The sequence below is a fragment of the Ruegeria meonggei genome, from assembly GCF_042768335.1.
GTDB lineage: Bacteria > Pseudomonadota > Alphaproteobacteria > Rhodobacterales > Rhodobacteraceae > Ruegeria > Ruegeria meonggei.
In genome coordinates this window covers 16,101-42,841 of sequence record NZ_JAXHBT010000001.1, presented here as the reverse complement: position 1 = coordinate 42,841, position 26,741 = coordinate 16,101, and the positions used below count along the sequence as shown (strand labels likewise).

The window sequence follows — 26,741 nt, the reverse complement described above, 5'->3', positions numbered from 1 at the left end:
TTTGCCTGCCTCAGGTCTGAGGCAGTGATTTTTGCACCTCATCCCACAACCCGTGTGTCCACAGATCATTGTGGCCGGCGTCTGGCAGAACAAACAGCTGCGCCCTGTCGCCCGACATCGCCGCCAAGGCCTGACCATGGTGCAACGGAACAGTTTCATCCTCGGTCCCGTGAAAGATCAGGGTCGGGACAGAGAGGTTCTGCATCAGGTCTCGCGTTGCGAACTGATCTTTCATCAGGGCATGAACTGGCAGCCAGGGATACCTTTCCGCCGCCACGTCCACCGTCGCGGTAAACGGAGCCTCAAGCAGCAGCAACTGCGCATTGGGGCGCTGTTCAGCCACAGCGGCGGCGATAGCCGTGCCCAGACTTTGGCCGTGCAGGACTATGTTTGCTCCAGCGCTGTCCAACCGGTCGTACATCTGAACACCGTCGGTAATCAGAGCCAGTTCAGACGGCTCTCCCCCGCTGCCCGGATAACCGCGATAGCTTGGCGCAAGCAAACCGTACCCGCTGTTCAGAATTTCCCGCAGGCGATCCGCCCGGTCACCCAGATTGCCACCCTGGCCGTGAAAGAACAAAACTGTTGGCGCACCCTTGACCGCGGGCGGCGCAGACCATGCCGTCAAAACCGCGCCATCGGCCATGGTCAGCGAAATTGCGTCTACATCCGCCAGCCCGACTGCTTTGGGCTCAGGCAATTCTCCTTCGGGCTTGTAAAGCAGAGATTGTTGATTGACATACATGTAGCCCACAGCACCAGCGTAAAGCGTGCAACCGATCAGGATCAGCAGGATCATCGCCCCTTTCACAAGGACGAATTTTGACTGGATGGCTTCATAAAACGCGCCCGTACTGCGATGGTGTATTTGCGTCATCATCCTCTCCCGGTTCTTGGTCACAGTTCTCATTTTGTGATTTCAGACGGGCGCTTCAAGGTACACACCCAAGACTTAACTCAATCTTTAAGCCACGGCTGCTCCTGGCAACGCCGGGCCTTTTTTTGCACAGCCTTGAAATCTCGACCCAGTCCTCGCAGTTTGTTTAGCATACACAGGCTGTTACACCCAGCTTGCGCCACTAGGGTCCGCCAGAACACCGCCTGAATAGAGGAACGATATGAAACGACTTGAGGCTTTGGACGCCGCTCGCTTTTTGGCTTTTTGCGGGATGGTCCTGGTGAATTTCCGCATTGCCGCCGAGGTCGCGCCCGGCACCGATTGGGCCAACACGCTGATCACAGCGCTCGAAGGCCGGGCCGCGGCATTGTTCGTCATTCTGGCCGGTATCGGCGTTGGGCTTTCGCGCATAACCGCGGGTGTTTTGTTGCGGCGTGCTGCGTTTCTGTTCGTGCTAGGCCTGTTCAACATGATGATCTTCGAGGCTGATATTCTGCACTTCTACGCGTTGTACTTCGTCGTGGGTGCTGCCTTTCTGACCGCTTCGCCGCGCGGGCTTTGGCTGGGTGTGATTGCGGTAGTTGCCTTGGCTGTACTGGCCAATCTGGTCTTTGACTACGATCGTGGCTGGGACTGGACCACCCTCACCTATGCGGACCTGTGGACCCTGCCGGGCTTTCTGCGCAACACGCTGTTCAATGGCTGGCACCCGGTTCTGCCCTGGGCCGCATTCCTTCTGATCGGGATGGCCACAGGCAGGTCGCAACTGGAAACAACCTGCATGCAACACCGTCTGATCATGTGGGGGTTTGGCGCGGTCGTCCTGGCAATATTTCCGCAGATGCTGGCCTCGGACCCGGACCTTGTGGCCTATCTGGGCACCAAATCCATCCCGCCGGGGCCGTTTTACATTCTGGCCGGAGCAGGCACGTCTTGCTTGGTGATCGGGCTGATGCTCAAGTTGTGGCCCAGGATCGAAAAGCTGCGTCTCGGCCCAGTTCTGACGGCACCGGGACGGCAAGCCCTGACGCTGTATATGGCGCATATCCTGATCGGAATGGGTGTTCTGGAAGAAGCGGGACTGCTGGACGGGTCCTTAACCGCGCCACAGATCATTGCTTATGCGCTGGGCTTCTGTGCTGCGAGCTCGGTCTATTCTCTGCTTTGGTTCCGCCGCTTCAAACGCGGCACGCTTGAGGCGCTGATGCGCCGTATGACCGAGCCGCGAAGGGCTTGACCTTACCGTAAGACCGGGGCTTTGTGTGGAAAACGCAATGACAAGGATGCCCCATGTCCCTTGATCTTTGGCTAACCTTTGTGGCCGCCTCGACCGCCTTGCTGCTGATCCCCGGCCCGACTGTGTTGCTGGTGCTCAGCTATGCCCTATCCAAAGGGCGCAGCGTTGCCGTGGCCTCGGCCACCGGGGTGGCGGTGGGGGACTTGGTTGCCATGACGGCCTCGTTGTTGGGGCTAGGCGCGCTGGTGCTGGCCTCTGCCACGTTGTTTTCCGTGTTGAAATGGGTCGGGGCCGCCTATCTGATCTGGTTGGGCATAAAACTGCTACGCAGCGCGCCTACGGACGGCCTTGAGACTGTGAAAACCGGGAAAGATATCACCGCCCGGAATGTGTTCGGCCATGCCGCAGCAGTCACCGCGCTAAACCCTAAGTCCATCGCATTCTTCATTGCGTTTGTGCCGCAGTTTCTGCGCCCGGCTGAGCCATTGGGCCCGCAATTCGCCATCCTGATCGCAACCTTCGTCGGACTGGCCTGGCTGAACGCGCTGGCCTATGCGCTGTTAGCCGATCGCCTGCGCCGGATGATCGGGCGCGCCGGCGTCATCACCGCTTTGACCCGCTTCGGAGGGTTGACCCTGATTGGTATGGGCGTGGCAACAGCCGTGCTGCGCCGCCCGACCTGAAGGCTATTCTTCGACGTTCTCTTTCATGAACCCGCGAATAAATCGCCGAATTTCGCGCGCGGCAGACGTGTCCAATTCCTTGCAAAGTTCAACAAAAGCGTCGCGCTCATCCTTGTCCAGGCGCAAGACCAGCTGACTGTTTTTCTTGGTAGAAGCCTTACCGTCTTTCTTTCCCACGCGCCTTGATCCCGTCGTACGATTGATTCTTTTCGCGATACGTTGTATATACATCGCATAGTAGTTGTAGATATCGAGCAATTAACAATAAAAAAAGGAATATGACAATGAACCTTCATGCCGCACAGGCATTTCTTTTGCGAGATCAACGCAATTGGCGCAAACCACACCTGTCTTGGCTGCCCGGTACGTTGTACCGCTACTACGGATTGCCGAACACAATTCGGGGCCGTCGCAAGTAAAGCGACGGCAATCTTTTCTTGCATGACTGACCCCGATGGGCCAAACACGCCCGCGAGTTTTGACACCAGAGGGGTTGGACATGTCCAGAAACAAGTCAGTCAAGGATTACATCCGAACCATCGTGGACTTCCCGCATGAAGGGATCATGTTCCGGGATGTCACCACTCTTTTCGCGGACCCGCGCGGGTTCCGGATGGCAATTGACCAAATGCTCCACCCCTACGCGGGCGAACAGATCGACAAGGTCGTGGGCCTTGAGGCGCGCGGATTCATCCTGGGCGGTGCCATCGCGCATCAACTGAGCGTTGGCTTCGTGCCGATCCGCAAAAAGGGCAAGCTGCCCGGAACCACCATCAGTCAGGATTACAAGTTGGAATACGGCGAAGCCATCGTCGAAATTCACGACGATGCGATTCAGCCGGGTGAGAAAATTCTGGTGGTCGATGACCTGCTGGCCACGGGCGGCACGGCTGCAGCCGGGATAAAACTGATCGAACGGCTGGGCGGAGAGATCGTCTCGTGCTCGTTCATCATCGACCTGCCTGAGCTAGGTGGTCGCAAAGTACTGGAAGAGATGGACATGGATGTGCATGTCCTGTGTGAATTCGACGGGCTTTAGGCGCGCCTGAGATCACATAATCGTGAGTGGAAATCGGAAACCGCCCTAGCTTAGCGCGGCCGGCTGTACCGTCAAGACAAACTTATCAACATGTTCAGTGATCTTGGTGCGGTGATTGCCCGTATCCCTGTTGATGCCGCGACAGGCATTCCAACAAGGAAATTACTACCATGTTTCGCAAACTCGCTTTTGCCGGTTTGGCAAGCTTTATCGTTGGCACATCCGCTTTTGCTGATGGCCATTCCAAAGACATCGTCGACACCGCAGTCAACGCGGGCAGCTTTGAAACCCTCGTCGCCGCCGTTCAGGCCGCCGAGCTGGTGGGCACTCTGAAGGGCGAAGGTCCCTTCACTGTTTTCGCTCCAACGGACGAAGCCTTTGCTGCCTTGCCTGAGGGCACGGTCGAGACATTGCTCAAGCCGGAAAACAAGGATCAATTGGTTGCGATTCTGACCTATCACGTGGTTCCGGGCAAAGTGATGTCGGGTGATTTGTCTGACGACATGACGGCTGCCACTGTTCAGGGCGGTGACGTTACCATTGATCTGGACAACGGCGTGATGGTGAACGACGCCAATGTGGTGCAAGCGGATATCGAAACCTCGAACGGCGTCATCCACGTCATCGATAAGGTTATTCTGCCGCAGTAACTTAAATGGCGCAGCGCAGGTTCTTTCGGGCCGCGTCAATCACTTCAAAACCGCGCCCGGATTCATAATCCCCCGTGGATCCAGCGCGGTTTTGATTGAGCGTATTGCGGTCAGTTTTGCCGGATCGCCATAGCGTTCAAGATCATCCGCCTTCAGACGCCCAACCCCATGTTCCGCGCTGACCGACCCGTCAAACGTATGCACAAGGTCATGCACAGCGCGTTTGATATGGTGCCGCTGCGCCTCAAACGCAGACCGATTGGCCCCTATAGGGGGGAACACATTGTAATGCAGGTTCCCGTCCCCAAGATGCCCAAAACAATTGATCCGAAACGGCCCGAACCCGACCACGATGTCTGCCCCACGGCGAATGAACTCGGGAATCCGTGAAATCGGGATCGAAATGTCGTGACTTGAAACCGACCCGATCAGCCGGTTGGCCTCGGGGATGTTTTCACGCACGGCCCACAAATCCTGACGCTGCGCTTCGTTCTGGGCAATGACCGCCTCGCCGACAAGGCCGTGGTTTTCAGCCGCCTCGTACAGTGCTGCCAGTTTTGATGACGGATCTGACCCTACAGGCAACCCCAATTCGATCAGGACGCACCATTCCGGCTGCGTTGAAAAGGGCTGCCGGACATCGGGTAGAACCTCAGTCAAAAACGCCAGCCCTTGTTGGTGGATCAACTCAAATGCACTGACACCCTCACCCACCTGATCCCGCGCCAGCGCCAAAAGCGCTATTGCTGCCTCGGGCGAGGACACCTGCACCATCGCCGTCCCGATTGAAGACGGTTGCGGATACAGTTTCAGCGCCGCCGCAGTAATGATCCCTAACGTTCCTTCCGCGCCGATCAGCAAATTGCGCAGGTCATAGCCCGTGTTGTCTTTGCGCAACCGGTTGAGCCCATGCCAGATGTCTCCGCTGGGCAGAACCGCCTCAAGCCCCAGACACAAGTCGCGCGCATTGCCATATCGCAGCACATTGACCCCACCCGCATTGGTTGCAAGGTTTCCACCAATCTGACAAGACCCTTGCGCAGCCAGCGACAAAGGGAACAGTCGGTTCGCGCTTTCTGCTGCGGTTTGAACATCGGCCAGAATTGCGCCAGCCTCGGCAATCAGCACGTTCTCATCAGGGTAAACCGCCCGAATGGCTGTCATCCGCTCTAACGAAATCAACAGTGGCGCAGGGCCGTCTGGCATGACCTGCCCGCCCACCAGACCAGTTCCGCCGCCATAAGGCACCACCGGTACCGCCGCGTCAGAGGCCAGCCGTACCAAGGTGGATACATCCGCAGCACTGCGCGGCAACGCCAGCAGGCCGATATGCCCTGAAAACCGACGGCGCGGCTCTTCGACATAGCGTTCGGCCACAGGGCGCAACACATCATTACCCAGGGAATTTCGGATTGATTGCGCCAGGGCGTCGTCGGCAGGGTTCAGTCTCATACATATTCCTTGCCCAAGCCGAGGCGGGCCGACAAGCCCTATTCCAGTTCGATCAGGTATTGCGGCTCTAACACCACGACGGTCGGCCGGTCGGGAAGCGAGCGCAGGGAAACGGTGATTTCCGACACGCCGTCGCGTTCAACCGGAAATTCACCCCTTATGTCCACCAGAAACCGGTCCAGCGAAAACCCCGAGAACCAATGCATCGGAATGATGACCGAGCTTTTCAGCCGTTTCAGGACGGAAATCATCTCGGGCAGCGGCATGGTTGTACCGCCATCGACGGCCGCCATGACCACATCCAGGCGCCCCAGGGCTGCAAATTGCTCATCCGACGGGACGTGGTGCAGATGACCCAGATGGCCGATGCACAGCCCGGCAGCCTCAAACACAAAGATCGAATTGCCGCGCGTCTCAACACCGCCATAAGCCGAGCGGATATCGGTCGAGACATTGCGCACCAGCATCTCACCCAGATCCAGATGATGGTCGATCCCCTGACCGAACTCACCCCAGCCCGGCAACACATTCGGAATGGCCGGATCGGGAAATTTGGTCCAATGTGTGCTGTGGGCGTGGTTCATTGTCACCACATCGGGGATCAGCGCCGCACCACCGATGAAACCGGTGAAATCTGTGACCGCGTTTAGCCCACCCTGCGTCTGGATCAGAAAGGACGCATGGGCGATATAGCTGATCCGCACCGAGAATTCAGGCACCGGATCCTGCCATGCTGCTTTATGCAGATATTCGATTCCCGGTGCCGCATCCGCAATGGCGATACAGTGACTGGGCCGCCGCTCTTGCGCCGCCACCCCACCCGAGATCACCAACAATGCCGCAAGAATCCACCGCATAGGATGAGTGTAGCGCAGAGCACGGTTGAGTCACGCCTGCAAAATAAAATTGAACTTTCTGCAGGTTGAAACGCTTCAAACCACGATGCACTTACGGAGCTTGAACGGGCGTGAGACCTTCGCGGCACGCAACGCCTGTGCCAATGCATCGCTTACAAAAAAAGCGTCGCGCAATTGTGTGTCCATCCAGATGTCCGGCCCATCCAACGCAGATACGGTCACGGCGATATCCTTGTCTTGCATTGCGCCGGGCGGCTGCCAGATATCATGATTTGGGTAAGGCTTTGTGATGCGCGGGGATTGATCTGTCAGGACAGCGGTCTTTTGCGCCCCAAAGTTCAAGCAGAAATACTCGCCCTCAACCGGTGCGATGCGATCGTGTTGAAACAGTTTGACTGGATAGAGATTTCCGTCACCAAGGTCGAATTGGCGTAGAACAGCGGCGCATGCTGCAGAAACCGTCCAAGTTCCGCCCGCATTGAACAGGTCGGGTTTTTTCCTTTTTGTCTTTGTATTCCGCGTACATTTCTTTGGGAAAGCGATTTTCCGGCAAGGGCTCCCCAACGTTGTTCCGCTTCATTGCATCGACAGAAAGTTCGTTGTCTTTGAGATAGTTATCTTGATCAAACCCTTTGATGCTAGAGGTGCTTACCATCGCGTCACTGATCCAAATCATTGGCTGTTTCGCCCGCGCCATGGTCCTACCCAGCGTCCGTCTTCCCGCGCCGGTCCGACCGCAAACTCGCGTACAACACATGTGTCCGCCACCGCCCGTTGATCTGCAGGTATGACTGCGCCACACCCTCGTATTTAAACCCGGAACTTTCCAGCAATCCACGCGACGGTTTGTTTTCGGGCAGGCAGGCGGCCTCGATCCGGCTCAGGTCCAGACGGGTAAAGGCGTGATGCACCACGGCACCGATGGCCTCGCGCATATAGCCGTTGCGGGCAAAGGACTGCCCGGTCCAATACCCCAGGGTTCCTGCCTGCGCAGGGCCTCGACGGACATTGTCCAAGGTGATCGCACCCATCAGTACATTATCAGACCGACGGAACAGAAACAGCGGAATGGCCGTGCCGCTGGCGACCGAGCGCTGCGCCCAATAGACCCGGTTGGTAAAGGATTTACGGGTCAGGTGATCCTTTGCCCAGATCGGCTCCCACGGGGTCAGGTACTCCCTGGACGAACGCCGCAGCGCCACCCAGTCATTGAAGTCAGAGTGAACGGGCGGGCGCAGGCTCAGGCGCTCGGTTTCGAGTTTCAGCTTGCGTCTGCCCAACAGCATCACGCCGCACGCCTCTCCTGCAATTGGGCCAATGTTGGTGCGTCTGTGACCGGACCGTACAGCGCCAGTGCCGCAGGGGCCTGTATGGCCATGTTTTCTGCAAAGAGGCGCACGTCCTCGGTACTGACCGCGTTGATCTTGGCGACCGTATCCTCAAGCGAGGGCACATTTCCCCAGATTTGTACCAGCCGCGCCAGACGTTCGGCCCGGTTGGACGGGCTTTCCAGCCCCATCAGCATCCCGGCTTTCATCTGCGCACGGGCACGGGCGACCTCTTCGGCGCTCATGTCTTCGGCGGCGCGCTTCATCTCATCAATGGTGATCGTGGCCAGTTCACCTATCTGATCGGCAGATGTTCCCGCATAGATCGTGGTTGTGCCGGTATCAGCATAAGCCCCGGTCTGAGCGAAGATCGTATAACAAAGCCCACGCGTTTCGCGCACTTCCTGAAACAGCCGCGAGGACATGCCGCCGCCCAAAGCTGTGGAATAGATCTGCGCCGTATAGATCGCATCATCCCGGTAACCGGGGCTTTCCAGCGCCAGCGCAAAATGAGCTTGCTCAAGGTCTTTTTCCTGCCGGGCCTCACCGCCGGTAAAGCGGGCAGTTTCAGGGATCAGGCCCTGGCGCGGTTGCAGGTGACCAAACATTTCTTCAGCCGTTTTCATCAGCGCAACGTGATCCACGGCACCGGCCGCAGACAGGATCATCTGCTCGGGCCCATAATGCTCGGCCACAAAGCCGGACAGGTCCTCGCGCGAGAACGCGCTGACCCGTTCGGTCGGCCCCAGAATGGTCCGGCCCAAGGGCTGATCGTGATAGCTTTGCTCTTGCAGCCAGTCAAAGATCACATCGTCGGGCGTGTCATAGGCCTGCCCGATTTCCTGCAGGATCACGCCACGCTCGACCTCGATCTCGCGCGGGTCAAAGATGGGGTTCAGAACAATATCGCCGATGACATCCATCGCCAGCGCCACGTCGTCTTTGAGAACGCGCGCGTAATAGGCCGTCACCTCGCGCGAGGTGTATGCGTTGATATACCCGCCCACATCCTCGATCGCCTCGGCAATTTGCAGCGCAGATCGGCGCTTGGTTCCCTTGAACGCCATATGCTCAAGGAAATGGGCGATACCGTTCTGTTCGATCCGCTCATTGCGCGCACCAGCGGTTACCCAGATGCCGATGGCCGCGGATTGCAGCCCCGGCATATGTTCACTGACGATCCGAAATCCGTTCTTCAGTTGGTCTTGTCTGACAGTCACTCAGCGATATGCCTTTTGATATGATCCTCAAGGGTCCCCAGATCATTGGCGATGCGGGTCACCCGTTCCGGACGTTCATACAGATCAGACATGCGGGATGGAAGGGGCGGATGCACGTTGCTTGCCTTCTCAACGGCCGCCGGAAATTTCGCCGGATGCGCGGTGGCCAGCGTAATCATCGGCACATCCTGGCTTTGGTGCTTTTCTGCGACCTTGATGCCCACAGCGGTATGCGGGCAAACCAGCTCGGCGCTGTGGGCCAGCGTGGATGTGATCGTCGCCAGTGTTTCTTCTTCGGACACGCGGCCTGAATCGAAGGCCTCGCGCAGGGTTTCCATCGCGCCCTGGCTGACGTTGAACCCGCCCTGCTTCAGCTCATCCATCAGCTGTGCGACCGCATTGCCATCCTCGCCATAGGCATAAAACAGCGCACGTTCGAAATTCGAACTGACCTGAATATCCATCGACGGGCTGATCGACGGGATGGTTTCGCCCTTGAAATACCCCTCTCCGGACAGGCTCCGATGCAGGATATCGTTCTGGTTGGTCGCCACTACTAATCGATCAATCGGCAGGCCCATGCGTTTAGCCAGATAGCCCGCAAAGATGTCTCCGAAATTGCCCGTAGGCACGGTAAAGCTAACCTTGCGATGTGGCGCGCCAAGGCTGACCGCCGCCGAAAAGTAATACACAATCTGCGCAAGCACGCGGGCAAAGTTGATCGAGTTCACGCCAGCCAGCTTGACGCCGTCACGGAAATCGAAATCGTTGAACATGTCCTTCAGCGCGGCCTGACAATCGTCGAAATCACCATCTACCGCCAGCGCATGTACGTTGCTGTCCGCTGGCGTTGTCATCTGGCGGCGCTGCACCTCGGACACGCGGCCATGCGGGTAGAGGATGAACACATCCACCGCGTCCAAGCCCCGGAACGCCTCAATCGCGGCCGAGCCGGTATCGCCGCTGGTCGCCCCCACGATGGTTACCCGATCATTGCGCCGTTTCAGTGCCACCTGGAACAGCTGACCGATCAGCTGCATGGCGAAATCCTTGAAGGCCAGCGTCGGCCCGTGGAACAGCTCCAGCAGGAAATGGTTCTCGTTCAACTGCTTCAACGGTGCGCGGGCGTCATGGCCGAACCCCTGATAGGCGCGGGCGATGATCTCTTTGAACTCATCTTCCCCAAAAGAGCCGCTGACATAGGGCCACATCACGCGAAAGGCGATCTCTTCGTATGGAAGCCCGGCCAAGGCGGCGATGTCATCGTGGCTCATCACTGGGATTTCCGCAGGCAGATACAACCCCCCATCACGGGCAAGTCCAGTCAGCATCGCCTCTTCAAAGGTCAGTTCGGGCGCCTGCCCACGGGTCGAGATATATTTCATAGCGCGTCACTCTCAGATGGGGCGCGGCTGCGCCACAGGAAGTATCCGGTCATCGCAGCCCAAACCAGAGCCAGGCCAAACCAGGTGATTGCATATTGCAGATGGTCGTTCGGGATGCCTACCGTTCCAACCGGCAATGGGGTCACACCGGGGTCGGTTTCCGATCGGGCGATCAACAGAACCGGGTCGGTGCGCAGAGCAGCGGCAAGACTTGGAACATCCCGGGCAAACCAGATATTGTCGTCAATGTCTGGATCGGGCGTATAGCTGTCGATCTCATCCGGCCAGTGCAGATTGCCGGTTATGTCCATCGGTCCGGTAATACGCATGGCCTGTTTGGCAGTGGTCGGCACAAAGCCCCGGTCCACCAAAATAATCCGATCCCCAGTGCGAAACGGCTGGATGACACGATACCCTGCCCCCACCTGCTTGACCGAGACCAACACGTGGACTTCGCCCGGCAGCATTGCGCCCGAAACCCTAACCGGTAAATACTTGTCAGCGCCCTCGGAAACCTGCGACGGCAAGGCGACGGGATCTGCGGTGATCCGGCTGTCGATGGCGGCCAACACATCGTGTTTCCAAGCCATCCGCTGAACCTGCCAGACCCCCAGCGAGATCAGCACGCCCAAACCCGCGAGGCCGAAGATCAACAAAAAGAGAATGCGGCGCATTTAGAGACCATGTTTCAAAGCCGGAACCGGCGTCTTGTTAAGGGGTGCGCAGGCGCAAATGCAACCGCGCAATTGTATCGGGCGCAATGTTGCGCTGGGAATAGAGAAAAAGCCGCCCCAGGGGGCGGCTTTTGCAATCTAACAGCCTGTTCGGCGTTACATCAGCGGGGCCTGGCCCCAGATGTAGACGGCGAAGAACAGGAACAGCCAGACAACGTCAACGAAGTGCCAGTACCAGGCTGCGGCCTCAAACCCGACGTGCTTTTCCGGGGTAAAGTCGCCGCGCAAGGCGCGGATCAGACAGACCGACAGGAAGATAGTGCCGATAATCACGTGGAAGCCATGAAAACCAGTGGCCATGAAGAAGTTCGAATAGAACTGATCGTCGCCGAATTTCCAGCCTTCATGGGCCAGCAGTTCGTAGTATTCAAAGCCCTGAAGCGCGGTAAACGCGACGCCCAGAACGATACCAATGGCCAGACCGTTGATCAGCGCCTTGCGGTCATTGTCGTGAACCAGCGCGTGGTGCGCCCAGGTGATCGCACAGCCCGACAGCAGCAGAACAAGCGTGTTGATCAGCGGCAGATGGAACGGGTCAACCGCGTGAATATCCGGCTGGATGTACTCGGTCCCAGCATAGTCATACATCGGGTACATGCGATGTTTGAAGAACGACCAGAACCAGGCAAAGAAAAACATCACCTCGGACATGACAAACAGGATGAACCCATAGCGCAGGCCAATGCGAACAACCGGCGTGTGATCCCCGGCGCGGCTTTCGGCCACGACTTCGGACCACCAGGCGAACATGGTGTAGAGAACGGCAATCAGGCCGGCCCAGAACATCCACGGGGTGATCCCATGCATCCAAAGGACAGCTCCGAACAGCATTACAAAGCCACCGACCGCGCCGATCAGCGGCCAGATCGATGGGCTCAGAATGTGGTAATCATGGTTTTTTGCGTGTGCCATCAGCGTCCCTCACCTACAGGCGTTAGTTCGTGTTTGTATCAGCCTGCGTCTCTAGGGCGGCATAGCCCTCGGGCAGGTCAATTTCGTAGAATGTATACGACAGAGTGATCGTATGCACATACTTGGCTTCAAGATCGTCGACCATTTCCGGGTCGACGAAGAAGGTCACGGGCATCTGGACCCGCTCACCAGGTTCCAAAACTTGTTCTTCAAAGCAGAAACAGGCGATCTTCTGGAAATACCCGCCGGCCGAATAGGGCGCCACATTGTAAGACGCCTGCCCGGCAATCGGACGATCGGTCGGGTTATAGGCTTCATAAAAGGCTAAACCGGTTTCGCCGATGCGCACTTCCATCTCGCGCTCGACCGGCTTGAATTCCCAAGCCATATCCTTGGCTTTTGAGGCATCAAACCGAACTGTGACAGTACGATCCAGAATGTCCTCGGGCGCGGTTTCGGCCACACCGGTGGTGCCGCCAAATCCGGTGACGCGGCAGAACCAGTCATAAAATGGCACGGACGCCCAGGCCAAACCGCCCATCAGGACGACGACGCCCACGGTCTGAGCAACTGTCTTCTGAGGTCCCGACAGCGGCATCAGTTCTGCACCTCTTGCGTCGCCATTCCGAAATCCGTGCCAGCGACCTTAACGATCGTCAGGCCAAAGATTATGACGATAAAGGCCGCCAGCGTTAGGCCAACCCCAAGGTTGCGGCTAAAGCGGCGCTGGTGCAGCTCGTGGCTTTTGCGCAAACTCATGACCAGCCTCCCAGCCCGTAGGGTTTTAGCAGCGCCTCAACCAAAACCGCACCGAAATGCAGGAAGAGATAGAGAAGCGACAGCTTGAAGAAAGAGCGCTCGACCTTAAAATTATCGGCTTCTGCATCATCTTCGGTCCGGCGCGAAATCTGCCAAGCGCCGCGCAGGAACAATGCGTTCATCACCACAGCTACCATCAGGTAAATTGGACCGCCGATGCCCGAGAAAGATGTGCCTACGGCCAGCATTGCCAGCAAGGCGGTGTAGATCAGAATGTGCCAACGTGTGGCGCGACGCCCATGGGTCACAGTCAGCATAGGCACGCCAGCATCGTCGTAATCCGAGCGCATGAACAACGCCAGCGCCCAGAAATGCGGTGGTGTCCACATGAACGTAAGGGCGAACATCAACCACGGCTCGATCGACATCGAACCCGTCGCAGCAACCCAGCCGATCACTGGCGGAAAGGCCCCTGCCGCGCCGCCGATAACGATGTTCTGCGGGGTCAGACGTTTCAGCCACATGGTGTAGATGACGACGTAGAAAAAGATCGTGAAGGCCAGGAAAGCACCGGCGAACCAGTTTGTCGCCAGACCCAGCATGATCACGGACAGGCCTGACAGCGCCAGGCCCAACGCCAACGCTTCGCCTTCTTCGACCTTACCGGACGGAATCGGGCGGCCTTTGGTGCGTTTCATCACCTTGTCGATATCCGCATCCCACCACATGTTCAGCGCACCCGAGGCACCGCCGCCGATGGCAATGAACAGGATGGCACAGAAACCAACAATGGGGTGCACAGACACCGGTGCCGCCAGCAGACCAACCAGAGCGGTAAAAACCACCAGCGACATCACACGCGGCTTCAGCAGGGCGAAGTAATCGCCAAAGCTGGCCTCGTCCGCGCGGGGCTGCGCGGCTACGGTGCTGGCATTGAAGCTTGCGTCGCTCATTTCTGGTCCTTTTGGGGCGAAAGCTGCGCGAAACTCGCGCAGCCTGCATCATGTATCAATCAGGCCGCGTACCCGTTTTAGTTTGCGGCAATCTGAAAGTTTGCGGGCTGACCAGCATATTCTTCTAGGGCACCTTGCAGCCACTGCTCATACGCCTCTTCGCTGACCACTTTGACAGTGATTGGCATATAGGCGTGATCCTTGCCGCACAGCTCTGAGCACTGACCGAAGTAGATGCCTTCTTTGTCGGCCTCGAACCACAGTTCAGCCAACCGACCCGGCACACCATCCTGCTTTACGCCGAAAGACGGGATGGTCCAGGAATGGATCACGTCGGATGCGGTCACCTGCATGACGATGACTTTGCCAATAGGAACAACAACGGCGGTGTCGGTGGCCAGCAGCCACTCATCATCGCTGTAACCGGAATCAGCCAGCTTGGCGCGCATCGCGTCATCCAGAACAAACGGGGTTACATCAGCGTCTGCCGGGCGCACGCCCTCGTCCAATGTCGCGGGATGACCCAGCAGATAGCTGTCGAATGCAAAGTCGTGATCCACATATTCATAGGTCCAGTACCACTGGTTGCCGACCACCTTGATCACCACATCGCCTTCTGGGATTTCCTGCTGCTTGAACAGAACCGGCAGCGAATAAGCACCGATAAAGACCAGAATTAGAATCGGCCCAAGCGTCCATGCGATTTCGACCGGGGTATAGTGCGAGAACTGGGCAGGTTTTGGGTTCACACGCGAGTTGTAGCGCACGATGCAATAGAGCAGCAGGCCCGCAACAAACACACAGATCGCAGTGATGATTACCAGAATCATACCGTCCAACCGGTGAATCCCGGCGGCCAGATTGGTGGCCGCAGGCTGGAAGTTCAAACCGCCATCAACCGGCTTGCCAATAATCTCAAGCTCCTGAGCCATGGCGGGTAGGCTGGAGAGGGCCGTTGCAAGCCCCGAAAGCATCAAAGCATTCTTCATATTCTGTCCTGATCGTTTGATCTTTGCGTCCCTGGCGAAAAGGTGTAAATCGGTCACACCTCACCCGTTGTCTTTGGCCGCGTTAAAAACCATATTCCTGCGGGTAGATAAAGCAAAATGCTTGCGTCAAACAGACGCTATTTTTGATCTGGATCAAACTCGAAAGGTCCCATCCGATGTCCAACGACCCATTTCGCCCCTTTGAAAGCGCTCTCCCACTGGACGAAGCGCTTGCGGTTTTGCGATCTGCCACCGCCGGGGCCGAGGATGGAGAACTGTTCGTCGAGCGGCGAAAATCCGAGTCTCTGGTCTTTGATGATGGTCGTTTGCGCACAGCATCCTATGACGCGTCCGAGGGATTCGGGCTGCGCGCGGTGCAAAAAGAGGTCGCCGGGTACGCACATTCCACGGATGTTTCGATTCCGGCCCTGAAGCGCGCGGCCGAAACCGCGCGTCTGGCCGTAGGTGATGGCGGCGGTACGCTGGCGCGGGCACCCCGGGCGACCAACACACGGCTGTATACGGATGAAGACCCGATCGAATCCGCCAGCTTTCCGGTGAAAATCGAGACTCTGCGCGAGATCGACGCTTTTTCCCGCGATCTGGACCCGCGTGTTGTGCAGGTCAGCGCCTCTATCGCTGCCACGGTGCAAGAGATCGAAATCCTGCGACCCGATGGTGTTCAGGTGCGCGACGTGCGCCCAATGACGCGGCTGAACATCTCGGTCATTGTCGAACAGAGTGGACACCGTGAAAGCGGATCGGCCGGAGGCGGTGGTCGCGTAGGTCTGGATGGCCTGATTGACCCGGCCGATTGGCAGGATAAAGCCCGCGAGGCGTTGCGGATTGCGCTAGTCAACCTGGATGCTGTGCCTGCCCCAGCAGGTGTTATGGAAGTCGCCCTTGGGCCCGGCTGGCCTGGTATTTTGCTGCACGAGGCCATCGGCCACGGGCTTGAGGGTGATTTCAACCGCAAGGGCAGCTCAGCCTTTGCCGGGCTGATGGGACAGCAGATTGCGTCCAAGGGCGTGACTGTGGTTGATGATGGCACCATCGCTGACCGGCGCGGATCGATTACTGTGGATGATGAAGGCACACCCAGTTCGCGCACAGTATTGATCGAAGATGGTATCCTGACCGGTTACATGCAGGACCGCCAGAATGCACGCCTGATGGGTGTTGCACCTACGGGCAACGGTCGGCGCCAGAGCTATGCTCACAAACCCATGCCCCGGATGACCAACACGGTGATGCTCAGCGGCAACGCCGATCCGGCGGCGCTTGTGGCCGATATCAAAGACGGCATCTGGGCCGTGGGTTTTGGCGGAGGTCAGGTGGATATCACCAATGGCAAGTTCGTATTTTCGTGCACCGAGGCGTATCGGGTGGAAAATGGCAAGATCGGCGCGCCGGTCAAAGGGGCCACTTTGATCGGCGACGGGCCTTCGGCGCTGAAACGCATTCGGGGGCTGGGCAACGACATGGCGCTGGATCCCGGCATGGGCACCTGCGGCAAGGATGGTCAATGGGTGCCGGTGGGCGTCGGCCAGCCCACCGTTTTGCTGGATGGTCTGACGGTCGGCGGCTCGGCCACCTGACAGAGAATCGGCCTGCAAGTTGGGAAGCAGGGTTAACGCCCCGCCTTGCCCGTTGAGGGCGCGCGGTCTTTCCAGCGCGCCCAGTCTAAATTGGGCTTGGATTTTAATTCATACTTTTCAAAGATCTAAGTGAACCAGAAAGGTGACTCACGAAAATTTTCCGGAAAATTTGATGGGATTCACAAGCTGTTAACCCCGACAGCCGTAAACCAGTTCTGCAACTAGGCGGAGCGACGGATGACCGAAGAGCAGCTTTCTTCCAATCACCCCACACTCCCACCCACCACGGAAGAGGACAGGTTTTCCTGGCTTCGCCTGTTGCGCTCTCGCAAGGTAGGTCCGGCGACGTTTCGTCGACTGTTGCGGGAACATGGTTCAGCGCAGAACGCGCTGACCGCGCTGCCGGAAGTGGCACGCGCTGCCGGAATTGAAGGGTATGAAACGTGCCCACCCGGCGTGATTGAGGCGGAACTCAAGGCCGCAGAAGCCGCAAATGCGCGGCTTTTGTGCCTTGGGTCCGCTGATTTCCCCGACGCATTGAACGACCTCTCCGATGCTCCTCCGATGTTGTGGGCGATTGGGGACCTTTCTCCGTTACAGCGCAAGTCGATCGGGATGGTCGGCGCACGAAACTGTTCCTCGCTAGGTGCGCGAATGGCACGCGGACTGGCGGCAGATTTGGGTAAGGAAGGATACACCATAGTGTCCGGCCTGGCCCGCGGGATTGATACCGCGGCGCATATGGCCGCGCTGAAAACCGGAACCGTTGCAGTGATGGCTGGCGGTGTAGACGTGGTTTATCCGGCGGAAAACACCGATCTGGCAGGCGATATCGCAAAATCCGGGCTGCGGGTTTCTGAACAACCGATGGGCGTGACGCCGCAAGCGCGCTACTTTCCACGCCGCAACCGCATTATCTCAGGCCTGTCCCAGGCGGTTGTCGTGGTTGAGGCTGCCGCCAAATCCGGCAGTCTGATTACGGCGCGGGACGCCTTGGACCAAGGCCGTGAAGTTCTGGCTGTCCCCGGCCATCCATTTGATGCCCGCGCCGCCGGGTGCAACATGTTGATCCGTGATGGTGCGTCGCTGGTGCGATCTGCCGAGGACGTGATCGAAGCGTTGCCACAGCGGCAACCCGAAACGCTTGAGCCGATGTCTGACCCGCAACCTGACGTCCAGCAGGCCTCTGTCCCATCGCAGGCGTCCCTACATAGTGAGATCCTAGCAAGGCTGGGACCCTCCCCGATTGCCGAAGACCAACTGATCCGCGACATCGCGGCCACGGCCGGGGAAATCGGCCCGGCGCTGGTCGATCTGGAACTGGACCGGCGAATCCTGCGTCAGCCCGGCGGATTGTTGTCACTGCAGGCTTGAGCCTCAATTCTCAAAACTCAGACCGAAAAAGCGGCGGCTCTTTTGTGACATATCAGGCTGATATCCCCGTCAATTTCGCATGTTCAAAGGAACGCATTGACAATTCGCTCTTGCCCTACACATTTTGCACGGTCATAGAAGGCGCCCTATTCGTCGAGCGAGGTTTTCCCTTAAATGCCTGTAGTTGTTGTAGAATCCCCTGCCAAAGCCAAAACGATCAATAAATACCTTGGCCCTGACTACACGGTTCTGGCGTCTTATGGGCATGTTCGGGACCTGCCGCCCAAGGACGGATCGGTCGATACCGAGGATGCGTTTTCCATGAAATGGGAGGTCGGCAACGACAGCCGTAAACACGTCAAAGCCATCGCCGACGCGCTGAAAGAAGACAACGCCCTGATCCTTGCCACTGACCCCGATCGCGAGGGCGAGGCGATCAGCTGGCACCTGCAAGAGGCGCTGACCAAACGCCGTTCGATCAAGAAGGACACGCCGGTCAGCCGCGTGACCTTCAACGCCATTACCAAAGACGCCGTGACCGAAGCGATGCAAAACCCCCGTCAGGTCGACATGCCGCTGGTTGAGGCCTATCTGGCCCGCCGCGCGCTGGACTATCTGGTGGGGTTCAATCTGTCTCCGGTGCTGTGGCGAAAATTGCCGGGTGCCAAATCCGCGGGCCGGGTGCAATCGGTCTGCCTGCGTCTGATCGTTGAACGCGAGATGGAGATCGAGGCGTTCAAACCAGTGGAATACTGGTCGGTCCGGGCCCTGTTTGAAACCCCTCGGGGCCAGACATTTGAGGCCCGTCTGGTCACGCTGGCCGGCAAAAAGCTGGACAAACATGATCTGGCAAACGCCCCGCAAGCCGAGCTGGCGGTACAGGCAATCACCAGCCGCGCCCTTAGCGTCACGTCGGTTGAGGCCAAACCCGCAGCACGCAACCCCAGCGCGCCGTTCATGACCTCGACCCTGCAACAAGAAGCCAGCCGCAAGTTTGGCATGGGCGCGCGGCACGCGATGCAGGTCGCGCAACGACTGTATGAGGCCGGATACATTACTTATATGCGGACCGATGGTATCGACATGGCCCCCGAGGCTGTGACCGCAACCCGCGAGACGATTGCCGACCGCTATGGCGCGGAATACGTGCCGGACAGCCCCCGTATCTATAAGAACAAGGCCAAGAACGCGCAGGAAGCCCACGAATGTATCCGCCCGACGGATATGGCGCGGGACACCAAAGCGCTGAAAGTCACGGATGAAGATCAGCGCAAGCTCTATGACCTGATATGGAAACGCACCATCGCCTGTCAGATGGCCGCCGCCCGACTGGAACGTACGACGGTCGAAATCGGCAGTGATGATGGCCAGGTCGGCCTGCGCGCCACCGGTCAGGTGGTGATGTTTGACGGTTTCATGCGCGTCTATGAAGAAGGCCGTGATGATGTGGCCGACGAGGATGACAAGCGCTTGCCCCAGATCATGCAGGGCGACCCGGCGCGATTTGCCAAAACCTCGCTGCGGGATCAGTTCGCCAAAGCGACCAGTGAGGGCACGGATCGGGCCGCGAAAGAAGCCATTCTGTCTGAAAACGAAGCGGTTCTTGCGCTGCAGCACCACACCCAGCCGCCACCACGCTATACCGAGGCCACGCTGGTCAAACGCATGGAGGAATTGGGGATTGGGCGGCCATCGACCTATGCCTCGATCGTGACCACGATTCAGGACCGCGAATATGTGCGCAAGGACAAGAACAGGCTGATCCCCGAGGAAAAGGGCCGGATCGTCACGATCTTTCTGCTGAACTTCTTCCGCCAGTACGTTGGCTATGAGTTCACCGCAAATCTGGAAGGTGAGCTTGACGATGTCAGCGCCGGTGAGCGTGACTATAAGGACCTGCTGGGCAAATTCTGGCACGACTTCTCTGCGGCGATTGGCGAGACATCCGAATTGCGGATATCCGAAGTGCTGGACAAACTGGACGAAGCGCTTGCACCGCAGCTCTATCCGCCACGCGAAGACGGGTCCGACCCGCGTATCTGCCCGAAATGCGGCGCGGGTCAGCTGCACCTGAAAACTTCACGCACCGGCGGGTTCGTGGGCTGCGGCAACTACCCGGAATGCACTTACACGCGCCCCATCGCCGGAGAAGGCGCGCAGGGTGAAGAACGCCTGTTGGGTGAGGATGCGGGCGACGAGATCTGGCTGAAATCCGGCCGATTTGGGCCGTATGTTCAGCGGGGTGAGCCAACGCCTGAGAATAAGAAACCTCCCCGCGCCTCGCTGCCGCGCGGGTGGAGCAAGGACGATCTGGATCTGGAAAAGGCGCTAACGCTGTTGTCCCTGCCCCGCCAGATTGGCGAACATCCCGAAGGCGGCATGATCAGCTCGAATTTCGGGCGGTTCGGCCCCTACATCATGCATCAGATGCCGGAAGACGCCAAACCGGTCTACGCCAATCTCAAGGACCCCAACGATGTGTTCGAGATCGGTATGAACCGGGCGGTCGAGTTGTTGGCCGAAAAGCGTGCCAATCCCGGTCGGCGCGGCCAAGCGGCGGCCAAACCGCTGAAAGTACTGGGTGAACACCCCGATGGCGGCGCGATGCAGGTGCTGGACGGGCGCTATGGGCCATATGTGAAGTGGGAAAAGGTCAACGCGACCATCCCCAAAGACATCAAACCCGAGGACGTATCGCAGGAAATGGCTATTGAGTTGGTCAACGAGCGTGCAGCCAAGAAGGGCTCCAAAAAGAAAGCGGCCCCCAAGAAAAAGCCCGCCGCGAAGAAAGCCACCAAGAAGGCGGCGAGTAAGTAGAAATACCATCACCCCCTTGGTTTCGTTGACTTCCCGGTGACGTGGCGGCACAACCTGCCCACCACCATGTCATTGGGAGAGTTTTTTTCATGAAGAAAGTCTATGCCAACGCAGCCGAGGCGCTCGACGGGCTGCTGCATGACGGCATGTTCATCGCAGCCGGAGGCTTTGGCCTGTGCGGTATTCCGGAATTGTTGCTTGAAGCAATCAAGGAAGCCGGCACACAGGACCTGACCTTCGCGTCCAACAACGCCGGGGTGGATGATTTCGGCATCGGCATCCTGCTGCAGACCAAGCAGGTCAAAAAGATGATCAGCTCTTATGTCGGCGAAAACGCGGAATTCATGCGTCAGTACCTGAGCGGCGAGCTTGAGCTTGAGTTTAACCCGCAAGGGACCCTGGCCGAGCGGATGCGGGCCGGTGGGGCCGGTATCCCGGGCTTTTACACCAAAACAGGCGTGGGCACGGTCATCGCTGAAGGCAAGGAGCACAAGGACTTCAACGGCGAGACATATATAATGGAGGAAGGCATGTTTGCCGACCTGGCCATTGTCAAAGCCTGGAAAGCCGATGACACTGGCAATCTGGTGTTCCGCAAGACCGCCCGTAATTTCAATGTGCCTGCTGCCACCTGTGGCAAAATCTGTGTGGCAGAAGTGGAAGAGATCGTTCCGCGCGGCTCGTTGGATCCGGACGCTATCCACCTGCCTGGCATTTATGTGAATCGCATCATTCAGGGCACGCATGAAAAGCGCATCGAACAGCGCACGACTCGCAAGACGGAGGACGCATAATGCCCTGGGACCGCAATCAGATGGCCGCCCGCGCGGCGCAAGAGCTGGAAGACGGCATGTATGTGAACCTCGGCATCGGCATCCCGACGCTGGTGGCGAATTACGTCGGCGACAAGGACATCACCCTCCAATCGGAAAACGGAATGCTGGGCATGGGCCCCTTCCCGTTTGAAGGCGAAGAGGACCCGGACCTGATCAATGCAGGCAAGCAGACGATCACCGAATTGTCCCGCACCGCCTATTTTGACAGCGCGACGTCCTTTGCCATGATCCGGGGCGGCAAAATCGCCGCCGCTGTTCTGGGCGCTATGGAGGTCGACGAAGAAGGTGATCTGGCCAACTGGATGATTCCCGGTGTTCTGGTCAAAGGCATGGGCGGCGCGATGGATCTTGTGGCCGGTGTTGGCCGCGTCATCGTGGTGATGGACCACACCAACAAGCACGGCAAGTCCAAGCTGCTGACGAAATGCACCCTGCCCTTGACCGGCAAGAAAGTGGTGAACCGCATCATCACCAATCTGGGCGTTCTTGATGTAGTCGATGGCGGCCTCAAGATCGTCGAGACCGCCGAAGGTGTGACCGAGGACGAAATTCGCGACGCGACCGAAGCGACAGTCGTCAACTAACCGCACATAAAGAACAGGTCCACCGGATCAGGTGGGCCTTTTTTAGTTCAGAGTTTGGAATACACACCCGTCTGATATCAGCTGCGGTGGCGTGGAACACAAAGCTCGGGCAATCTGGAACGCCGCCAGCACTTTTGGCACATAATCCCGCGTCTCGGAATACGGCGGCACGCCCTTGTGTTTACGCACGGATCCTTCACCCGCATTGTAACCCGCCAGCACCAGGATCGGGTCATTGCCGAACTCTGCCATCAACCAGTTCAGATATTTCACTCCGCCTGAGATATTCTGGGCGGGATGCATACTGTCCTGAACGCCAAATCGCGCGGCCGTGGCGGGCATCAATTGCATCAGCCCTTGCGCGCCTGCTGAGCTGACGGCATCCGAGCGTCCCGCCAACTCGACAGATATCACCGCCAGAACCAGCGCGGGCGAGACACTTGTGCCCACGGTTGACCGCAAAATCTCGATCCCCTGCTGTTCGGCGATGTTCTGAAGGGTCTGCAGACGCGGCGAGGCCACGTTGATCGCCGCAAGCGCTTTTATTGCATCATCCAACCGCCCAGACCCGGATTCTGCCAGCGCAGGTGATACCCTTTCCCAGAACGCCTTGTAGGAACCGACCGGCTTGTTCCCTGCCGTGCCTTGCGGCAGGTTTGGGGGCGTAACCTTGGTGCGTGCGATGATTTCCGGAACTATGATCTCGTCCCCGGTGCTGGGCGCAAACGGGGCTGCGGCATGTTCCTCGGGGGAGATTTGTACGGTCACCTTTGGGCGCGCACCCGGTTTTGGCGCCTTCACTCTCTTATATACGCCTCTGGGTTCAATCTCATTTGCGACGGCGGATACAGGTCCCGTCATCATCAACGCCAAAACGCCGGCGCAGGTTATTGCGTCCCGGAGATTCATATTGCCTGCCTCTTAGTTTTATCTTTTCGGCAGTTTGAACCTTGAATCCTGTCATAAGGCTAGAAAAACACAGCGAATTGGGGCGATTTTGCCTCATTTGGCGCAATTTTGCATCGCCGGCACACTGCGACATCATTCATGCCAAATTTTTTATTGTTTAATTTCAGCTTATTACGAGAAAAACTACCAAATAGTTAAGTTGTGGCGGAAAAAAATGGTGTTTGGCCCAATTCCTGCCACGCCTACCCGTCAAACATAATGCCATACCGAGACGATCGGGAGCGGACTGAGAGACGAAGCTCTGGAAGACGCCGAGGTTTAACAGACTTTTAGATCCTTTAGGAGGGACACAACATGATCAAATTTATCAAGAACTTCCGCAAAGACGAAGACGGCGCCGTAACAGTTGACTGGGTCGTTCTGACCGCAGCCGTAGTTGGCCTGGCCGCCGTTGCCTACACTCAGGTTGGCAGTGGTACCGACGCCCTGGCCGGTAAAGTCGACACCGCTCTGTCGGGTGTGACTGTATCTGCGCCTGACGTGTCCGTTGGCGGCGGCAGCACTACTACTTCTACTACGGGCGGCTAATAAGCTCTGATAGATTTCTGAAGGGGGCCGCGATCATAAGAACGCGACCCCCTTTTTTTTCCTTTTTTTCAGGAAACCCGCGATGAGAAAATTTCAAGACTTCATATCAAGGGAAGACGGCGCCGTAACTGTCGATTGGGTAGTGCTAACATCGCTTGTCATTGGCTTCGGCATAATTGTCATGTTGAACTTCGCCGACCCGATCCAACACGTGGACTCCGAAACCGGCAACGCATTGTCCGGTGTGAGCATTGCCGACCTCAATTTGGGTATAACACCATAGTCCCTGCCAATACCGTTGAGGTGTCTCCGTTGGCACGGACTTAAAAAAAATTGTAGATTGTCCCCCTTTTCGACACAATTCCTCCATACCAAAGGGGCTGTCTAAGTCGTATCCGTTACGGCAAGTAAATCACAGTAGTATAAGAAGAGGGGACGCGAATGCGTGCAGTATTTGGACTTGTACTGATTGTCGGAGTGGCCTTGGCTGGCGGTGCCGTCTATATGGCCCGCGATTACATCTCACAGTATCAAGCCCAACTTGCCAAAGAACGGCAAGCGGCCCAAGATGCGTTGGCGAATGCGAGTTCAATTGCAACCGTCGAAGTCATCGTGTCGACCCGGGCCATGAAATATGGTGAGCGCATAACCAACGAAGACGTGAGGATAGTGAACTGGCCCGAGGATGCGATTCCCGAAGACACATTCCTGGACATGGCAGTTTTGTTTCCAGAAAATGCCAAGGGTGACAGATATGTCCTGAGGGCCATGGAAAAAGACGAAGCCTTGATGGCTGTAAAAGTCACCAATCCGGGTGAAGCCGTCGGCCTGACCTCGCGCATTAAAAAAGGTAAGCGCGCCTTTGCAATCAGTGTCGATGTAGCATCAGGTGTTTCGGGCTTTCTTCGCCCTGGGGATAGCGTCGATGTTTATTGGACCGGATCTTTGCGAGGCGTCGTTGAAGGCAATAACAGTGAGATCACCCGCCTGATCCAGACCAATGTTGAATTGGTCGCGGTGGATCAGACTGCGGGGAGTGATTTGGCTGGTGCTACGATCGCACGAACGGTCACAGTCGCTGCATCACCTGAACAGATTGCGGCGCTCGCGCAGGCGCAAAACACCGGTCGCCTGTCGTTGGCTTTGGTGGGCGTACAGGATGACACTGTCGCCAGCGCGGTCGAAGTAGACCAGCGAAAACTGTTAGGGATCAAGGAAGCAGTTCCTGTTCCGGTCAAGGCAAAGGAACAGGTGTGCACAGTGAAAGCACGCAAGGGCGGCGAAATCGTCGACACAGGAATAAAAACAGCCTGCACAAATTAACGACAAATCAGTGCGTTACAAGACAGGGGCCGTGCGGATCGCACGGCCCCTGTCTGTTGGCATGTTGCGAATTGTCCACATAAGGAAAATTCCGGAAACCATTGATTATTGCAATAAAATCGTAATTCGCGCAGTGTTATCGCACATAAGGCAAAAAGCCGCATAAACGAGGCGTGATCGGAGAGGCAGGTCACATGAAAATACGTTCCTGGATTGGCGCAACCCTTGTTGGGTTAGCGCTTGTAGTTGGTCCGGTCGGAAGCACGGCCTGGGCTGAAACTCTTCGCGTGGTGAAGAATGGCACAGCGGAAACGCTGGATGTTCCAATGAACCGCGCAATTGTAGTAGAAAGTGAAGAGCCGTTCGCGGAACTCAGCATTGCCAATGCCGGCATCGCTGACATTTCGTCGCTCTCGGATCGCACGATCTATGTGTTGGGTAAGGCTCCTGGCCTGACCACACTGACCCTTTTCGACGGCGCGGGTAACTTACTTGCAAACGTTCGGGTCCGTGTTTCACCGGATGTGTCCGAGTTTAAGGAAAGGCTGCGGCAGATTCTGCCGGGTGAGCCTATTGAAGTTCGTACTGCCAATGACGGTATCGTGCTTTCCGGCACCATTTCAAGCGCGGCCAAGCTGGCGCGGGCTTTGGAACTCGCGGAACGGTACGCACCTGAACGTGTTTCCAACCTGATGTCGGTCGGCGGGGTTCAGCAAGTTATGCTGAAAGTCCGCTTTGCAGAGATGAACCGGTCTGTGGCCAAAAGCCTGACTGCATCGCTCGGCTTTGCTGGCGGCGACGTAACCGGTGGTTTGAACACCTTGAACAACGCGGGTGCTCTGGCAAACGCCTTGAATAACAATATTCCCGCCGTCCAAACAAACACCGGTGCAATCCTGTTTGGTTTTGGCGCGGGATCCACTCAAGTCCGTTTGTTGTTGGAAGCACTGGAATCGAAGGGTCTCGCACGCAGTCTGGCAGAGCCCAATCTGTCCGCCCTTTCCGGCCAGGAAGCTACGTTCCTTGCAGGCGGCGAAGTTCCCATCCCAGTGCCGCAGGATGATGGCGTAATTGCCATTGAATACAAAGCCTTCGGTGTAGAAATCGACTTTATCCCGCGTGTTGTGGATGGCGATTTGATCAACCTTGAACTGGCGGCGGCTGTATCGGCCATCGACAACAGTTCTGACTTTACTATTCAGGGTGACAACGTCCCCAGTTTCATCACGCGTCAAACCAGCACAACTATTGAACTTCGCGATGGTGAAAGCTTTGCGATTGCGGGTCTGATTCAAGATGACTTCAGCGACTTGAACAGCCAGATCCCTTGGATCGGCGATGTTCCGGTACTGGGCGCCCTGTTCCGCAGTGCCGAATATCAGCGCCAGCAAAGCGAACTGGTGATCATCATCACAGCGCATCTGGTATCACCGACACGCGGTGAAGCTCTGGCATTGCCAACGGATCGCGTAAAACCGCCCAGCGAGTTTGATCTTTTCTTGAATGGCAAAACCGCACGGACGACACGAGCAGGTGCTGGTGCCGCGTCTGAGGTCGCAAAACAGGATTTCGGTAGCTCTTACGGCTACGTCCTGGATTGATAGGAGGATAGGACC

28 protein-coding genes are annotated in these 26,741 nt (G+C 57.4%); 12 read left to right on the top strand and 16 right to left on the bottom strand.

What is annotated here, in order from left to right:
• Window positions 1-10: 10 nt before the first annotated feature.
• Complete coding sequence (locus SJY13_RS00215) at window positions 11-877, bottom strand: alpha/beta hydrolase (protein WP_377186205.1); 867 nt, start codon at window positions 875-877, stop codon at window positions 11-13.
• Window positions 878-1,118: 241 nt separating this feature from the next.
• On the opposite strand from SJY13_RS00215, the gene SJY13_RS00210 reads away from it, so the two are divergent.
• Together SJY13_RS00210 and SJY13_RS00205 are read left to right on the top strand one after the other, a co-directional pair.
• Window positions 1,119-2,135, top strand: a complete 1,017-nt coding sequence (locus SJY13_RS00210; protein ID WP_377186202.1) for a DUF418 domain-containing protein — start codon at window positions 1,119-1,121, stop codon at window positions 2,133-2,135.
• 53 nt (window positions 2,136-2,188) lie between these two features.
• On the top strand, window positions 2,189-2,818 hold the full coding sequence (locus SJY13_RS00205; protein WP_377186199.1) for a LysE family translocator: 630 nt from the start codon (window positions 2,189-2,191) through the stop codon (window positions 2,816-2,818).
• Between the two features lie 3 nt (window positions 2,819-2,821).
• Here SJY13_RS00205 and SJY13_RS00200 read toward each other — a convergent pair whose 3' ends face one another.
• Entirely contained in the window at window positions 2,822-2,995 is a 174-nt protein-coding gene (locus SJY13_RS00200; protein ID WP_377186196.1) for a hypothetical protein, read from the bottom strand.
• Between the two features lie 322 nt (window positions 2,996-3,317).
• On the opposite strand from SJY13_RS00200, the gene SJY13_RS00195 reads away from it, so the two are divergent.
• A complete protein-coding gene (locus SJY13_RS00195; protein WP_085824540.1) occupies window positions 3,318-3,857 on the top strand; it encodes an adenine phosphoribosyltransferase in 540 nt (179 codons plus the stop codon).
• A 170-nt stretch (window positions 3,858-4,027) separates the two neighbouring features.
• Window positions 4,028-4,507 (top strand): fasciclin domain-containing protein, encoded by a 480-nt coding sequence (locus SJY13_RS00190; RefSeq protein ID WP_377186193.1) that lies wholly within the window; start codon window positions 4,028-4,030, stop codon window positions 4,505-4,507.
• Between the two features lie 39 nt (window positions 4,508-4,546).
• Here SJY13_RS00190 and SJY13_RS00185 read toward each other — a convergent pair whose 3' ends face one another.
• The 13 genes from SJY13_RS00185 to coxB all read right to left on the bottom strand — a co-directional run bounded on the left by SJY13_RS00185 (window position 4,547) and on the right by coxB (window position 15,096).
• Window positions 4,547-5,959: an FAD-binding oxidoreductase gene (locus tag SJY13_RS00185; RefSeq protein WP_377186190.1), complete on the bottom strand. Its 1,413-nt coding sequence runs from the start codon at window positions 5,957-5,959 to the stop codon at window positions 4,547-4,549.
• 38 nt (window positions 5,960-5,997) lie between these two features.
• Window positions 5,998-6,816 (bottom strand): MBL fold metallo-hydrolase, encoded by an 819-nt coding sequence (locus SJY13_RS00180; RefSeq protein ID WP_377186187.1) that lies wholly within the window; start codon window positions 6,814-6,816, stop codon window positions 5,998-6,000.
• Window positions 6,817-6,891: 75 nt separating this feature from the next.
• Window positions 6,892-7,302 (bottom strand): hypothetical protein, encoded by a 411-nt coding sequence (locus SJY13_RS00175; protein WP_377193503.1) that lies wholly within the window; start codon window positions 7,300-7,302, stop codon window positions 6,892-6,894.
• Window positions 7,229-7,513, bottom strand: coding sequence for a hypothetical protein (locus SJY13_RS00170; protein ID WP_377193726.1), 285 nt, complete (start codon window positions 7,511-7,513; stop codon window positions 7,229-7,231). The genes SJY13_RS00175 and SJY13_RS00170 overlap by 74 nt, the downstream gene beginning before the upstream one ends.
• A gap of 4 nt (window positions 7,514-7,517) precedes the next feature.
• Window positions 7,518-8,102: a GNAT family N-acetyltransferase gene (locus SJY13_RS00165; RefSeq protein WP_085824534.1), complete on the bottom strand. Its 585-nt coding sequence runs from the start codon at window positions 8,100-8,102 to the stop codon at window positions 7,518-7,520.
• The gene (locus tag SJY13_RS00160; protein WP_377186183.1) at window positions 8,102-9,364 is read right to left on the bottom strand and encodes a M16 family metallopeptidase; all 1,263 of its coding nucleotides are present in this window, start codon (window positions 9,362-9,364) and stop codon (window positions 8,102-8,104) included. Before SJY13_RS00160 ends, SJY13_RS00165 begins: the two co-directional genes overlap by 1 nt.
• On the bottom strand, window positions 9,361-10,749 hold the full coding sequence (gene thrC / locus SJY13_RS00155) for a threonine synthase (protein WP_377186180.1): 1,389 nt from the start codon (window positions 10,747-10,749) through the stop codon (window positions 9,361-9,363). The genes SJY13_RS00160 and thrC overlap by 4 nt, the downstream gene beginning before the upstream one ends.
• Window positions 10,746-11,423, bottom strand: a complete 678-nt coding sequence (locus SJY13_RS00150; protein WP_377186177.1) for an SURF1 family protein — start codon at window positions 11,421-11,423, stop codon at window positions 10,746-10,748. Before SJY13_RS00150 ends, thrC begins: the two co-directional genes overlap by 4 nt.
• 156 nt (window positions 11,424-11,579) lie before the next feature.
• Window positions 11,580-12,395, bottom strand: a complete 816-nt coding sequence (locus SJY13_RS00145; protein WP_085824530.1) for a cytochrome c oxidase subunit 3 — start codon at window positions 12,393-12,395, stop codon at window positions 11,580-11,582.
• Window positions 12,396-12,417: 22 nt separating this feature from the next.
• Window positions 12,418-12,993: a cytochrome c oxidase assembly protein gene (locus SJY13_RS00140; RefSeq protein ID WP_085824529.1), complete on the bottom strand. Its 576-nt coding sequence runs from the start codon at window positions 12,991-12,993 to the stop codon at window positions 12,418-12,420.
• Window positions 12,993-13,154, bottom strand: coding sequence for a hypothetical protein (locus tag SJY13_RS00135; protein ID WP_200818615.1), 162 nt, complete (start codon window positions 13,152-13,154; stop codon window positions 12,993-12,995). The genes SJY13_RS00140 and SJY13_RS00135 overlap by 1 nt, the downstream gene beginning before the upstream one ends.
• Window positions 13,151-14,107: a heme o synthase gene (gene cyoE / locus SJY13_RS00130; RefSeq protein WP_377186172.1), complete on the bottom strand. Its 957-nt coding sequence runs from the start codon at window positions 14,105-14,107 to the stop codon at window positions 13,151-13,153. Before cyoE ends, SJY13_RS00135 begins: the two co-directional genes overlap by 4 nt.
• Window positions 14,108-14,184: 77 nt before the next feature.
• A complete protein-coding gene (gene coxB, locus SJY13_RS00125; protein ID WP_377186169.1) occupies window positions 14,185-15,096 on the bottom strand; it encodes a cytochrome c oxidase subunit II in 912 nt (303 codons plus the stop codon).
• Window positions 15,097-15,272: 176 nt separating this feature from the next.
• Between coxB and tldD the strand changes: the two genes are divergently transcribed.
• The 5 genes from tldD (at window position 15,273) to SJY13_RS00100 (ending at window position 22,305) form a co-directional block, all read left to right on the top strand.
• On the top strand, window positions 15,273-16,694 hold the full coding sequence (gene tldD / locus SJY13_RS00120; protein ID WP_377186166.1) for a metalloprotease TldD: 1,422 nt from the start codon (window positions 15,273-15,275) through the stop codon (window positions 16,692-16,694).
• A gap of 237 nt (window positions 16,695-16,931) precedes the next feature.
• Window positions 16,932-18,068, top strand: coding sequence for a DNA-processing protein DprA (dprA, locus tag SJY13_RS00115; RefSeq protein WP_377186163.1), 1,137 nt, complete (start codon window positions 16,932-16,934; stop codon window positions 18,066-18,068).
• Window positions 18,069-18,242: 174 nt separating this feature from the next.
• A complete protein-coding gene (gene topA / locus SJY13_RS00110) occupies window positions 18,243-20,885 on the top strand; it encodes a type I DNA topoisomerase (protein WP_377186160.1) in 2,643 nt (880 codons plus the stop codon).
• An 89-nt stretch (window positions 20,886-20,974) separates the two neighbouring features.
• A complete protein-coding gene (locus tag SJY13_RS00105; RefSeq protein ID WP_377186157.1) occupies window positions 20,975-21,679 on the top strand; it encodes a CoA transferase subunit A in 705 nt (234 codons plus the stop codon).
• Entirely contained in the window at window positions 21,679-22,305 is a 627-nt protein-coding gene (locus SJY13_RS00100) for a 3-oxoacid CoA-transferase subunit B (protein ID WP_085824522.1), read from the top strand. The genes SJY13_RS00105 and SJY13_RS00100 overlap by 1 nt, the downstream gene beginning before the upstream one ends.
• Before the next feature lie 42 nt (window positions 22,306-22,347).
• Here the strand turns inward: SJY13_RS00100 and SJY13_RS00095 are convergent, their stop codons facing one another.
• Window positions 22,348-23,214, bottom strand: coding sequence for a lytic transglycosylase domain-containing protein (locus SJY13_RS00095; protein WP_377186154.1), 867 nt, complete (start codon window positions 23,212-23,214; stop codon window positions 22,348-22,350).
• 354 nt (window positions 23,215-23,568) lie between these two features.
• Here SJY13_RS00095 and SJY13_RS00090 point away from each other — a divergent pair, with 354 nt between their 5' ends.
• The 3 genes from SJY13_RS00090 to SJY13_RS00080 all read left to right on the top strand — a co-directional run bounded on the left by SJY13_RS00090 (window position 23,569) and on the right by SJY13_RS00080 (window position 26,726).
• Complete coding sequence (locus SJY13_RS00090) at window positions 23,569-23,802, top strand: Flp family type IVb pilin (protein WP_377186151.1); 234 nt, start codon at window positions 23,569-23,571, stop codon at window positions 23,800-23,802.
• Between the two features lie 441 nt (window positions 23,803-24,243).
• The gene (gene cpaB, locus SJY13_RS00085; protein ID WP_085824518.1) at window positions 24,244-25,125 is read left to right on the top strand and encodes a Flp pilus assembly protein CpaB; all 882 of its coding nucleotides are present in this window, start codon (window positions 24,244-24,246) and stop codon (window positions 25,123-25,125) included.
• A 194-nt stretch (window positions 25,126-25,319) separates the two neighbouring features.
• Complete coding sequence (locus SJY13_RS00080; RefSeq protein WP_085824517.1) at window positions 25,320-26,726, top strand: type II and III secretion system protein family protein; 1,407 nt, start codon at window positions 25,320-25,322, stop codon at window positions 26,724-26,726.
• Window positions 26,727-26,741 lie beyond the last annotated feature (15 nt).